The following is a 13,103-nucleotide window of genomic DNA, read 5'->3' on the forward strand; positions in this document are numbered from 1 at the left end:
CCGTCCGCACCGGCAACGAGCCCGTCCCGCGACGGGCTCGTTGCGTTTGCATCGCGCGTATCAGCAGCCGTCAGCGGCTGCCGCCCGACGCGATCCGGCCGGCCGCTTCGTCCATCCCGGCGCCGGCACCCGTGCCGCTGTCCACACCGCTGCCGACCAGTTCCTGATAGCGCACGTACGCGCACTGCGGGGACGCCTTCGCCGCGTACATCGCCGCATCCGCCTTGACGAGCAGTTCCTCGGCCGACGCACCGTCGGCCGGAAACTCGCTGACGCCGATGCTCGCGCCGACGGCCACGCGCCGGTCGCCGAACTCCAGTTCCTCGGCCATCACGAGCTGGATGCGCGACGCGACGTCGCCGATCACCGCCGGTGAGCGCACGTCCGCGATCAGCACGATGAATTCGTCGCCGCCGAGCCGCGCGACCATGTCGCCGGCGCGCAGCACGAGGCTCAGCCGCTTCGCGACCGCGACGAGCGCGCGGTCGCCGGCCGAATGCCCGTGCTGGTCGTTGATCTGCTTGAAGCGGTCGAGATCGACGAACATCACCGCGAGCCCTTCCTGCAGCGCGGCCGCGCGGCGGATCGCCGTATCGAGATGCTCCATGAACAGCAGGCGATTCGGCAGCGCCGTCAGCGCATCGTGGCCGGCGAGGTGCGCGAGCTCCAGCTGCTTCGCATGCAGCATCGCGACCTGCGTGCGGATCTCGACGCGCATGCTGTCGAAACAGCGCGCGAGCACGCCAATCTCGTCGGCGCGCCCGACCGGCAACCGCTCGGCGGCCGGATCGTCGAACACGTGCGTCGCGGCGCGCGCGAGCGTCTGCAGCGGCCGCGTGATCGCACGCGCGAACAGGATCGCGAGGATCACCGCCAGCACACTCGACACGAACACCATCCGCACGATCCGTTCGCCGAGCATGCCGGCCGGCGCCAGCACGTCCGCGAGCGGGCGCCCCATCCCGAGCACGACGACGCGGTTGCCTTCGTCGTGTCCGAACGGCGTGCGCACGAACGCGAACATCTGGCCCGGCGCCGCGGCGGGATCGGCAAGGCCATTGAGGGTCACGTTCGTGCGCGCGCCGTCGAACAGCGCGCGCGTGACGGCAAAGCGGTCCTGCATCAGCACGCGCCGGCCGCGATCGAAACCGAACGTCTGGGACGGATCGGGGTGCACGAGGAAATCGCCCCACTCGTTCGCGAGATACACCGCATAGTCGTCCGGCAGATCGCGTTCGAGCCGGTCGAACACGCGCGACAGCTCGACGTCGACGACGAGCGCGCCCACGGTCTGGCCGGTGGCGTCGACGACCGGCGTGCCCACGCGCAGGATCGGCAGCCCTTCGGCCGCGTGCGATCCCGTCTCGTGGTTGATCACGATCGGCGACAGGTAGATATGCCCGGGCGCCGTCGCGAGCGTGTCGAATACGTAGGAGAACTGTCCTTTTTCCTGAAACGCGCTGTCCGGCAGCACGACGATGCCGTGCGCATCGCGATCGACGCGAATGCGCTCGATCCCGAACTCCGCGCGCGCGATCAGGCGAACCTGCAGGTACTCCGGGTGGTTTCTCATGAAGCTGTAGAACACCTGCTCGAGCCGCGCGCGCGGCGCGGTGTCCCGGTTGTCGCCGCGCGCGACCGACGCGCACGACGGCAACTGCGCGAGCACGAGCGCATCGTCCGCGACGTCGGACAGCGCCGTGGTGAAGCGCTGCCCGAGCAGTTGCGTCGACATCAGCAGGCTGTGCTGCGCTTCCTGCACCAGCATCGTGCGGTTCGCACGATACGCGTAATAGCCGGTCGTACCGGACGCGATCACGCCCACGCAGGCGAACAGCACCGACAGTTTCGACGTGAGCCCGAGGCGGATCATTTTCCGAACCGCTCCGGACGGTCGCCCGACACGATGCGGCTCCACAGCGCTTCGCGCCGCTCGATGTCCTCGACGGGCTGAAGCCAGACGAGACGCCGGTGCCCGGCATCGAGGCCCGGCGGCGGTGCAAGCGTGTTCGCGAGGCCCTGGCGCTCGGTCAGCAGCGCGCCGATCTCCGGTTCGAGCATGTAGTTGATCCATGCGAACGCGAGCTCCGGATGCGGCGCGCCGCGCGTGACGGCCCAGCAGTCGAGCCACGCGAGCGCGCCTTCGTCCGGGATCACGTAGCCGACGTCCGCGCCGGCACGCCGCAGCAGTTCGACCTGCTGCGTGCCGTAGTTGCCGAACATCAGCGCCGCGCGATGCTGGACGAACAGCGCGGTGGCTTCTTCAGGAAGCGTGTAATACGTGAGCAGGTTGCGGCGCAGGTCGATCAGCTTGTGCGCGACGGCGACCGTCTGCGCGGGCGACAGGCGAAACGGATCGGGGTAGCCGAGCGCCAGCGCCGTGAACGAAAAATTGTGCTGCGCGCTGTTGAAGTCGAGCACCTTGCCGCGGTAGCGCGGATTCCACAGCTCCCGCATCGAGCGCGGCGCGGCCGGAACCTGCTTGCGATCGTAGATCAGCCCCATCGACGAATACGTGAACGGAATCGCATACACGGCGCCCTGTTCCACGAGCCCGTCGATCGTCGCGAGCTGCTGGAAATTCGGCAACTGCCGACGCCGGTTCGGGATGCGCGACAGGTCGATCGGCGTGAGCAGACGATCGTGCGCATAGCGCTGGATCTCGGCCGTGTTCGCGGCCAGCACGTCGAATGGCGGCGGCGCCGCGCTGTGCATGCGCGTCCACAGCGCTTCGTCGGAATCGACGAACGTCACTTCGACCCGGACATGAAATTGCGCCTCGAACGCGCTGACGACATCGCTGTCCGCATAGCCGGGCCATGCAAGCACGCGCAGCACGTTGTCATTGACGGCTTCGGGAGAGGCGGCGAATACCGCGAACGCAGGGGCGAGTAAGCTCGCCGTCAGAATGATAAGCAGCCCACGCACGGCGTTCCGTACGCGCATACGTGCGCCGATTCCCCTGATCAATCGGACTTTGCGTAAATCGCCCGGCTGCATTCGACTGTCCTTTTTCGAGTCGATGCGATATCCCGCAACGAGACCATAAAACCTGCGGCCGCGCAATCGGAAGAAGCCGTATACGGCGGCTCGTGCGGGCGGACGTCGTAACGTCGTTACGTCGTTACGTCGCTACGCCGGCCCGCCGCCGTGCGAAGGAACGAACGTCAGCGCCACGCCTGCGTGAATTCCGCGATCACGCGCGACAGGTGCGCGCGCATCGCATCGCGTGCCGCGCCTGCATCGGCCGCCATGATCGCCGCGAAGATCCGCTGATGATCGTCCTGCGACGCCTCGCGCAGCGCGGTCGAGTGAAAATGCTCCTCGATCTTGTCCCACACCGGATCGCTGCGCGCGCAGTCCCACATCGCGGTGACCATGTGCAGCAGCACCGTGTTGCCGGTCGATTCCGCGATGCGCAGATGGAACTGGCGATCGGCCGCGTCGTACGCGGCCTTGTCGTGCATCTGCTCGCGCATCGTCGTCAGCGAGAAGAACAGCCGGTCGAGATCCGCATCCTTGCGCTCGGTCGCCGCGAGCGCTGCGACTTCCGCTTCGATCAGCCCGCGTGCGCGCAGCGTCTCGATCGGCCCCGGGCCGCGCGGCACCTCGAACGTCACCGGCCGCGCGGCATCGACCGCCGATACATAGATGCCCGAGCCGATCCGCACCTCGACGATCCCCTGCACCTCGAGCGCGATGATCGCCTCGCGCACCTGCGTGCGGCTCACGCCGAACTGGTCGGCCAGGCTGCGCTCCGACGGCAGCCGTGCGCCGGCCTCGAACGCGCCGGTGGCCACCATCGCGTGAATCTGCCGCGCAAGGCCGATATAGGAGCGGTCCGCGGCATCGGTATCGCGGCTGGCAGGCAGGCTGGAAAGATCGGTCATCGAAAGGCTCGCAACGGGCGGGCCGGCGCCGTCGCGGCACCGGATCGTCAAAATGGTACACCAATTCCTGACCGCCTTCGAAATGCCCTCGCGGCCGGCGACACGGATCGCCGCCGGAGGAGCCACACCGACCACTGTCATCCGGTCAACTGGTAAACCACTATCCCGCACAACTGGTATACCAATCATAATCCCGTCAACGGAGACGGCCGGCATGCAGCCGCCCGTCCGCCCGATGCCACAACCGCCAGTCAGGAGCCGCTCCAGTGAAGATGTCTTTCCGTTGGTACGGCGAGTCCGATCCGGTCTCGCTGCAATACATCCGCCAGATCCCGGGCGTCACGCATATCGTGTCCGCGATCTACGACGAACCGGTGGGCGAAGTCTGGCCCGCGCACAAGATCGATGCGCTGAAGGCGACGATCGAGCGCGCCGGCCTGCGGTTCGAAGTCGTCGAATCGGTGCCCGTCCATGAGGACATCAAGCTCGGCAAGCCGGGCCGCGACCGCCTGATCGACCACTACCGTCAGACGATTCGCCATCTCGGCGCGGCCGGCGTGCGTGTCGTCTGCTACAACTTCATGCCCGTGTTCGACTGGACGCGCACCGATCTGTCGAAGCCGCTCGACGACGGCTCGACCTGCCTCGCGTTCAGTACCGACGCGGTCGACCGGATCGATCCGGACGACGGGATCGCGCTGCCGGGCTGGGATTCGAGCTACCGGCCCGAACAGTTGAAGGCGCTGCTCGCCGAGTATCGCGACGTCGACGAAGCGGCGCTGTGGGCGAACCTCGAATACTTCCTGAAGGCGATCGTCCCCGTCGCCGAGGAAGCCGGCGTGAAGATGGCGATCCACCCCGACGATCCGCCGCGCCCGATCTTCGGACTGCCGCGCATCGTGAAGGACCGCGACGATCTCGCGCGGATCGTGCGCATCGTCGACTCGCCCGCGAACGGGCTGACGCTGTGCTCGGGCTCGCTCGGCGCGGGCCCGCAGAACGACGTCGAGGCGCTCGTGCGCGAATTCGGCGCGATAGGCCGCATCCACTTCGCGCACATCCGCAACGTGAAGGTCGACGCGAACGGCGACTTCGAGGAAACCGCGCACCTGTCGAGCTGCGGCTCGCTCGACATCGCCGCGATCGTCAAGGCGTACCACGACACCGGCTTCACCGGCTACGTGCGCCCCGACCACGGCCGCATGATCTGGGGCGAGACGGGCAAGCCCGGCTACGGCCTCTACGACCGCGCGCTCGGCGCGGTCTACCTGAACGGGCTGTGGGAAGCACTCGCGAAATTCGACCGCACGCCGTCGCACGCCGCACGATAACCCGCCCATCGAGGCGGCCGGCGCAGCGGATCGCCGGCCGCCCGTCACGACATTCCGCGCGGAGACACCCTATGCCACGCATCCGATGGGCCATGATCCTGATGTGCTTCCTGGCCAACGTCATCAACTTCATCGACCGCGCGAATCTCGCGATCGCCGCGCCCAGCATCCGCGCCGACCTCGGCCTCGACGCGGTCGGCATGGGCCTCGTGCTGAGCGCGTTCTTCTGGACCTACGCGTTCCTGCAACTGCCGGCCGGCTGGTTCATCGACAAGGTCGGCGTGCGCGTGAGCCTCGCGCTCGCGGTCGGCTGGTGGTCGGTGTTCACCGTCGCGACGGGCGCCGCGCGCGGCCTCGCGCAGCTCGTCGGCGTGCGGCTGATGCTCGGCGTCGGCGAAGCGGCCGCGATCCCGTCGTTCGCAAAGGTCGCGTTCAACTGGTTCCCGCGCAGCGAACGCGGGCTCGCGAGCAGCATCTTCGACAGCGGCTCGCGCGTCGGCTCCGCGCTGTCGCTGCCGCTCGTCGCGTGGCTGATCTCGATCGTCGGCTGGCGCGGGTCGTTCGCGATCACGGGCGGCATCGGCATCGTGTGGGCACTGGCGTGGTGGTTCGTCTACCGCGACCCGGAACGCTATCGCGCGATCGCGCCCGACGCCGTCGACGCACTGCTCGCCCAGCGCGGCGCACCGATCGTTGCGGCCGCAACCGACGGCCCGAAGGTGTCGTGGCTCGACCTGTTCCGCTATCGCACCGTGTGGGGGATGATGATCGGCCTGTTCTGCCTGAACTTCGCGATCTACTTCTTCATCACGTGGTTCCCGAGCTACCTGCTGCAGTCGCGCGGCTTCTCGCTCGCGTCGCTCGGCACGTGGGGCATGCTGCCCGCCCTGCTCGCGATTCCGGGCGGCTGGCTCGGCGGCTACGTGTCGGACAGCCTGTTCCGGCGCGGCTGGAGCGCGACCGCCGCGCGCAAGACCTGCCTCGTGCTCGGGATGCTGCTGTCGTCGTCGATCGCGCTGTCGGCCTTCGTCGAAAACGTGTGGGCGTGCCTCGGCCTGTTCGCGCTGGCCTATGCGAGCCTGTCGTTCGCGGGCGCCAACGTGTGGACGCTCGTCGGCGAAGTCGCGCCGACGCCCGCGCACGTCGCGTCGCTCGGCGGCATCCAGAACTTCGCGGGCAATCTCGCGGGCATCTTCATCACGACGTTCACGGGCGTGATGCTGTCGATCACGAAGGGCTCGTTCGTCGTGCCGCTCGCGGTGGCCGGCGCGCTGTGCGTGGTCGGCGCGCTGTCGTACCTGTTCGTCGTCGGCAAGGTCGAGCCGTTGCCGCCGCGAAGCAAGCCCGTCGCGCGAAGCGGCGTCCGGGCCGACGCGATTTGAGCGTCGACGCATGTCGAGCAGCCGGCTTCCCCCAATACCGGCGCATGTCCGAAAACAACGTCTCCAGGAGGATGCAATGAGGATCGATCAATCGCTTGCGCGAAAGGCCACGCGCGCCGCAACGGCGCTGCTGTTCGCGGCGGCGCTTCCGTGCGCGTTCGCGCAGAACGTGCCGTCCGGGTTACTGCCGGCCGGTGCCAACGTCAGTAATCCGGGGGCTCCGTTTTACATCGACACGACCGGGCTCAATTTCAGCACCCAGCCGCCCACCCGGGATCCCCTGAATCCGAACTATCCAAGGGCGACGCAGCTTGCCGATGGCCGTCTGCCGCCGATTCCCGTCAACGGTAATTTCATCATCGGTCCGACTCATCCGGCAGCGCCCGAGGTGACGAGCGTTCCGACCGGGACGGTATACAGCTTCAGGTTATGGTCGTACAACAGCAAGATCTACCCGACCAGCCTGGTGCGTCTCGAACCCAGTTTCGATTACATCAACCAGTACGGACAGACCGCCCCGGGCGATTTCTCGACGATGCTCGTCCCCGGTTGCGGCACGACCGCCGCCAGCTACTGCAGCGAGGCCGGCATCTGGACCCGCGTGGTCCAGGTCTACGTGCCCCGGGCGGCACGCGGGCAGGCACCCCTGCCGTTCATCGTTTCGGGAGACGGCACGCCCGGGTCGACGGCAGGCAATCTGCCGACGCAGCCGATCGAGCCCGTGCTGTTTCCGACGCTCGACAATCTGATTCGCGAGCGACGCGTCCCGCCGATGGTGGCGATCACCGTCGAAAACGGCGGCCAGGACGCACAGGGGAGCGAGCGGGGGTTCGAATACGATTCGATCAACGGACAGTACGCGGAATTCATCGAAACCGAAGTATTGCCCCAGGTCGAAAAAGTGGCTGGCATCCGTCTCACCCACGATCCCGCCGGCCGGATCGCGCTGGGATTCAGTGCGAGTGGCGAAGCGGCCTTTACCATGGCCTGGTTCCACCCGGAGCTCTTCGGCAACGTCCTTTCCTATTCTCCGACCTTCACCAACCAGCAGTGGCCGCATAACCCGAACCTGCCGGGCGGCGCCTGGCAATATCACAGCCGGTATGCGGGGCCGCCCGCGAAATCGCCGATGCAAACGGAAGGCCTGAACTATCCCGTCCCGGCCGCCGCGAACGCACCGACAGGATTGCCCCTCGTCCCCAACAGTCCGAGAAAGCCCATCCGGATGTGGTACATGATCGGCGATCGCGACGGCTGGTACCCCAACCCGATGGCGGATGGCATGCACGACTACGTGCTCGCCGCCGAGAACATGGCGAAGGTGCTGGCAGCGAAGCGATACGATTACCAGTTCGTTTTCTCGCGCAATGCCGGGCACGTGGACTTTGCCACGATCAGGCAGACGCTGCCGAACGCGATCGAATATCTGCTGCAGGGCTATCGGCCGAACGGCGTTTAGATCGTCCGGGACGCCGTATCGACAGGGTGCGTGGCTTGCCGCGACCGGCTCGTTGCAGCCGAACCGGTCGCGCAACCGGCAATTGGCCACGGCGGTCGGAACGCGCGAGGCGGCCGCTTCGCGCCGGCTGCCACGGGCCGCGGACGTGCAGGCAATCCGCGCACGCGTTACATTGCCGGTCTCGCCGCCTTTTCACGATTTCCGATGAGCCAACTGCCCTATCTCGATCACGACGCGCTGTTGAAACTGGCGGCTGAAGCCGCGCACATCACGCAGCCTTGCACGTGCACGAAGACCTCGCTCGCCGGATGGACGAGCCTGCCGCTGTCGCTGCAGGACGCACAACTGATCGAAGTCGCCACGCTCGCGCCGCCCGACGATGCGGAGCCGACCTACGCCGAACATCATCCGGCCGGCACGCACTACGCATCGGACGATGCGCCGATCGCGCTGCGCCATTTCCCGTACAACCGCTGCACCGTCAACCGCTGCCGTGCGTGCGGCCGCCTGTTCCTGCGCTATCAGGAAGGCGGCGGCTACTTCGTCGACCAGCGCATCCGCGCGCTCGATCCGGCGCTCGTCGTCGACGCCGACGGCGCATAAGCCGGTAAACGAAACGGGCGGCCCGCAGGCCGCCCGAACGATAAACCGCAACCGGCCGCGCGCGCCGCGAAGCGCGCGCCTGCGTTCAGCGCGCCGCCACCGGCTTGCCGAACGCGCCGAGAATCTTCTTCTCGAGCGCGATGTAGTCGCGGCCGAAGTGGTGATCGCCCTGCGTCTTGATCACGTCGGCGCCCGTGTTCGCGAGTGCCGGACACATCGTGTCCTTCTCTTCCGCGCCGTAGAAACACTGCACGAGCTGCGGCGGCACCTTCGCGATTTCCGGCGCGACCTTCAGCGCCTTGTCGCTCGCGGGCATGCCGAGCCAGCCCGTCACGCGGATCTGGAAATCGGCCGACGGTGCGAAGCCGAGCAGCGACATCACGGCGACCTTGTCGCGCAGGTCGGCCGGCAGCCGGTTGTACGCGAACGGCATCACGTCCGCGCCGAACGAGTAACCGACCAGCGCCACGCGGTTCGCGTGCCAGCGCGCCGTGTAGGTGCGCATCACGCGCGCGAGATCGCGGCTCACCTGCGCCGGCGGCTTCTCGCTCCAGAAGTAGCGCAGGCTGTCGATGCCGACCACCGACACGCCGTCGCGCTGCAGCGCCTCGGCGATCGTCTTGTCGAGATCGCGCCAGCCGCCGTCACCCGAGATCACGATCGCGAGCCGGTCGCTGCCGCCCTTGGCGGGCAGTTCGACGAGCGGCAAGTCCGACACGTCGAGTTCGTCGCCGCCGGTGGTGTCGCGCAGATGCGACGAGACGAGCGACACGAGCTTCGCGGAATCGCCCGTCGCGGCCGTTTCGACGAATCCCGGCATCGCGCGGCGCACGATCGTCGGATCGGGCGGGCACGGCTTGAAGCGCGGATCGAGCCTGACGGCCGGATCGACCGATACGACGCCGGCGATCGTGTTCTCCGGCGCCATCGCCAGAATCTGCTTCGCGATCGCGCCGCCCTGGCCCACGCCCGCGACGATCGGCGTGAAATACCGCGACGATTGCGCGAGGCGTTCGAGCTGGTGGCTGACCGCCTCGGCGTCGCCGTCGAGGTGGTGGCAGGTCTCCTGCTTCGCGGCAAGATTCGCCGCATAGCGCTCCGAATCGACGCCGACCGTCATCGCACCGGCCTTCGCGAGCGCATCGGCGGCCTGCTGGTCGGCCGCATTCCAGCCGGCCTCGCGCGAGAACAGCACGACGAAGCCGCGCAGCGGCCCGGCAGGTTTGGTCACGGTCACGGGCCCGTAACGGCCGCCCGACACGGTTTCGGCCTTCACGGCAGCCGGTTGCGCGGCGCACGCGGCGCCGGCCAGCATCATTCCCGCGCAGGCGGCTGCCGCCCGCGCGATTCCCTTCTTCAACATCATGAACGCCGACCTCCCGCCAGCAATGACAGATCCGCAAGCGTGACGAACACGCCGACCGTGCCCGAAGCCGCGAGATAACGCGGCTCCCAGTGCGGTTCGAACTTGCTCTTGAAAGCGCGCAAGCCGCGGAAGTTGTAGAAGCGACCGCCGAAGCGCCAGACCATCAGGCCGATCCGGTGCAACGGCGACGGCATCTTCGCCGCCCCCATCCCCGAGAACGGCGCGATGCCCAGGCTCAGCTTGCGGAAGCCCGCTTCCTTCAGATGCAGCGCGAGCTGCGTAAACAGATATTCCATCGCGTACGGCGACGCTTCCGGCAGATGGCGCATCACGCCGACCGTCGCCTCGGTGTTCAGGTCGGTCGTCATGAACGTGACGAATGCGATCGGCTTGTCGGCCTGCCGCACGAGCATCACCGACTGCGTCGCGAGATAGCCGTCGTGGAACGCGGCCACCGAGAAACTCTTCTCGCGCGCGTCGCGGCTGTCGAGCCAGCCGTCGGAGATGTCGCGCAGCGCCGGCAGCGCGGCCGGCACGTCGCTCGGCGCGATCACCTCGACCGTCAGCGCGTCCTTGTCGCCGCGGCGCAGCGCGTAGCGCAGGTGCGAGCGGTTCGAGCCCTTCAGGTCGAACTCGTCGAGCGCGATATGCGCTTCCTCGCCGAGCTTCATCAGCGTGAGCCCCGCGTCGAGATACAGCGGCAGCGCGTTCGCACGCACCTGATAGAACGCCGCGCGGCCGCTGTGCGCGTGCGCGAGCGCGATGAACTTGCTGATCAGCGCCGGCCATTCTTCCCGCGGCCCGACCGGGTCGTGCAGCGCGGCCCAGGTGCGGCCGTTCTTCGCATACATCAGGAACGCCCGGCGGGACTCCGAGAACAGAAACGACTTGTCGCCCATCAGCGCGAGGCCCGCGTCGCTGCACTCCTGCGCGCGAATGATCCGCTCGGCGTCGAGCAGATCCTGCTGCACGGGCTTCACGAACCGGCCGGGCGCGGGGCGCAGCAGTTGCCACAGCGCGAACAGCGCGACGAACACGCCGGCGGCGAGCGTCGCGCGCAGCGCACGCGGCGCACGCGCGTCGAACGAGAAATGCGACCACAGCTCGCGCGTGTACGGCACGTCGCGGAACGCGAAGAACAGCACCCACACGGCCAGCATCAGCACCATCGCCACCGACACGAACCAGCTCACCGTGAAGCGCTCGGCGAACAGCGACGAGTGGCGATTGAAGCGGCGGCGGCTGACGAGCAGCAGCACCAGCAGCGTGCCGAGCACGCCGGCCTCGACGAACGCGAGGCCCTTCGCCAGCGACAGCGCGAGGCTCGCGAGCGTCAGCGCGAACGTCATCCACCATGCGCCGTCGAGGCGGCGCAGCAGCCCGCGCGCGACGAACAGCAGCGCGACGCCGAGCACGCTGGCGATCACCTGCGAGCCTTCGAGCACCCACAACGGCACGATGTGGCGCAGGATCGCGATCCGGTGCCAGAACGCGGGGGTCGCGCTCGAGATCACCAGCATCCCGCCGACCGCGAACGTCACGAGGCTCAGGAACACCGGTGCGAGCTGCGACACGCGCACGGCCTGACGCGTGACGAGCCGGCGCCGCAGCGCGCGGCCTTCGAAACCGGCCAGCAGGCCGGCCGACAGTACGAGCGGCACGCCGAAATAGATCGCGCGATACGCGATCAGCGCGGCGACCATCGCATGCGGCGGCACTTCGCGACCGAGCGTGAAGACCATCGCGGCTTCGAACACGCCGATCCCGCCCGGCGTATGGCCGATCATCCCGAGCAGCAACGCGGCGGCGTAAACGGTGATGAAGGTCGGAAAGCCGACCGGCGCGGCCGGCAGCAGCACCCACAGCGTCAGGCCCGCGGCAACGACGTCGAGGACCGCATAGACGACCTGCGCGACGAGATCGCGCCGCGCCGGCACGTCGAACGACAGCCACTTGAAGCGCGTGACGACCGGGCGCGCGGTGTTGCCGCACATCGCCGCCATCGCGGCCAGCACCACGAGCAGCGCCGCGCCGGCCCACGTCAGCACGCCGGGCGCGACGTGCAGCATCGCGGCGAGCGCCTCCGGCACGCAGACCATGCCGACCGCCGTCATCAACACCATCGCGAGCGCCAGCGTGCCGCTCGTAAACACCGTCATCCGGCCGATCTGCGCGGGCGTGACGCCCGACACGCCGTACACGCGTGCGCGCACCGCGCCGCCCGTCAGCGCGCCGAAGCCGGTCGCGTTACCGAGCGCGGACCCGGCGATCGCGCCGATCCACAATGCGACGCGCGGCACCTTCGCGGCGACGTAGCGCAGGCCGACCGCGTCGCGGGCGACGAGTGCGAGATAGCTGAGGGCGGTCGCGGCCAGCGACGCGCCCCACTCGCCGACGGACATGTGACGTAGCTGGCGGATCACCGACCGGTAGTCGACGGATTCCGACAGATGCTGGAAAACCACGATCAGCAGCAGGCCGATGCCGAGCGCGAGCAGCGGCGACAGCACGCGCTCGTTGCGGATCAGCGCCCGGGCACGGGCGATCACCGCCGCGGCACGGCCGGGCGAACCAGAGTGGCGGGAAGACATAAGTTGTTCAGTGGTGGTGCATATCGAGTCGCGGCGCGAGGTGGTCGGGCGGCGACGTATCGGGTTTGTTCTGCGTGGGCGGTCGGCCCAGGACGGGGGCAAGCGACGCCTGGATCAGAACTTACGAGTATACGGAACTTATATTACAAAATCTTTCACGTTCGCTTTGTGCGGATTTGTGGTGTCTCGCACATCAAAATCGCATAAAAAATACAGCGTCCCACGAACGCAAGGTGCGCATCATACCGGGAACCGGACGGGTTTTTTCATCGGATGAATGACTTGTGATGCATTTTGGAGAAATCTGCCGGACGGGCCCGCGCGGACAAGGATAAATACATAAGCTCGCAGGGCTTTTTGGGGATGGGGACAGGTGGCCTGGCGACGCGTGGCCCTCCTCTTGCGACGTAGCCGACGGCAGCCGTGCGTCGTTCTGCCCCGCAATCGGAATCCTTGTCGTTAAAACTGCGCAGTCGGTTGA

The 13,103-nt window shown here is 67.7% G+C and carries 9 protein-coding genes; 4 read left to right on the forward strand and 5 right to left on the reverse strand.

The genetic code is table 11. The features are described 5' to 3' along the window. Window positions 1-70: 70 nt before the first annotated feature. The 3 genes from WJ16_RS27125 to WJ16_RS27135 form a co-directional block, all read right to left on the reverse strand. Window positions 71-1,873, reverse strand: a complete 1,803-nt coding sequence (locus WJ16_RS27125) for a GGDEF domain-containing protein (RefSeq protein ID WP_069260107.1) — start codon at window positions 1,871-1,873, stop codon at window positions 71-73. After that, complete coding sequence (locus WJ16_RS27130) at window positions 1,870-3,000, reverse strand: ABC transporter substrate-binding protein (RefSeq protein WP_069260108.1); 1,131 nt, start codon at window positions 2,998-3,000, stop codon at window positions 1,870-1,872. The genes WJ16_RS27125 and WJ16_RS27130 overlap by 4 nt, the downstream gene beginning before the upstream one ends. A 167-nt stretch (window positions 3,001-3,167) precedes the next feature. Next, the gene (locus WJ16_RS27135) at window positions 3,168-3,890 is read right to left on the reverse strand and encodes a FadR/GntR family transcriptional regulator (protein ID WP_069261159.1); all 723 of its coding nucleotides are present in this window, start codon (window positions 3,888-3,890) and stop codon (window positions 3,168-3,170) included. Window positions 3,891-4,156: 266 nt separating this feature from the next. On the opposite strand from WJ16_RS27135, the gene uxuA reads away from it, so the two are divergent. The 4 genes from uxuA to WJ16_RS27155 all read left to right on the forward strand — a co-directional run bounded on the left by uxuA (window position 4,157) and on the right by WJ16_RS27155 (window position 8,665). Next, the gene (gene uxuA, locus WJ16_RS27140) at window positions 4,157-5,221 is read left to right on the forward strand and encodes a mannonate dehydratase (RefSeq protein ID WP_208607017.1); all 1,065 of its coding nucleotides are present in this window, start codon (window positions 4,157-4,159) and stop codon (window positions 5,219-5,221) included. Between the two features lie 71 nt (window positions 5,222-5,292). Next, window positions 5,293-6,603, forward strand: coding sequence for an MFS transporter (locus tag WJ16_RS27145; RefSeq protein WP_069260109.1), 1,311 nt, complete (start codon window positions 5,293-5,295; stop codon window positions 6,601-6,603). A 76-nt stretch (window positions 6,604-6,679) separates the two neighbouring features. Beyond that, window positions 6,680-8,062, forward strand: coding sequence for an alpha/beta hydrolase (locus WJ16_RS27150; RefSeq protein ID WP_069260110.1), 1,383 nt, complete (start codon window positions 6,680-6,682; stop codon window positions 8,060-8,062). 204 nt (window positions 8,063-8,266) lie between these two features. Further along, window positions 8,267-8,665: a hypothetical protein gene (locus tag WJ16_RS27155; RefSeq protein WP_069260111.1), complete on the forward strand. Its 399-nt coding sequence runs from the start codon at window positions 8,267-8,269 to the stop codon at window positions 8,663-8,665. 85 nt (window positions 8,666-8,750) lie between these two features. Here WJ16_RS27155 and WJ16_RS27160 read toward each other — a convergent pair whose 3' ends face one another. Further along, on the reverse strand, window positions 8,751-10,031 hold the full coding sequence (locus tag WJ16_RS27160; protein WP_069260112.1) for a virulence factor family protein: 1,281 nt from the start codon (window positions 10,029-10,031) through the stop codon (window positions 8,751-8,753). After that, the gene (gene mprF, locus WJ16_RS27165) at window positions 10,028-12,622 is read right to left on the reverse strand and encodes a bifunctional lysylphosphatidylglycerol flippase/synthetase MprF (protein ID WP_069260113.1); all 2,595 of its coding nucleotides are present in this window, start codon (window positions 12,620-12,622) and stop codon (window positions 10,028-10,030) included. The genes WJ16_RS27160 and mprF overlap by 4 nt, the downstream gene beginning before the upstream one ends. Window positions 12,623-13,103 lie beyond the last annotated feature (481 nt).

The sequence above is a fragment of the Burkholderia metallica genome, from assembly GCF_001718555.1.
GTDB lineage: Bacteria > Pseudomonadota > Gammaproteobacteria > Burkholderiales > Burkholderiaceae > Burkholderia > Burkholderia metallica.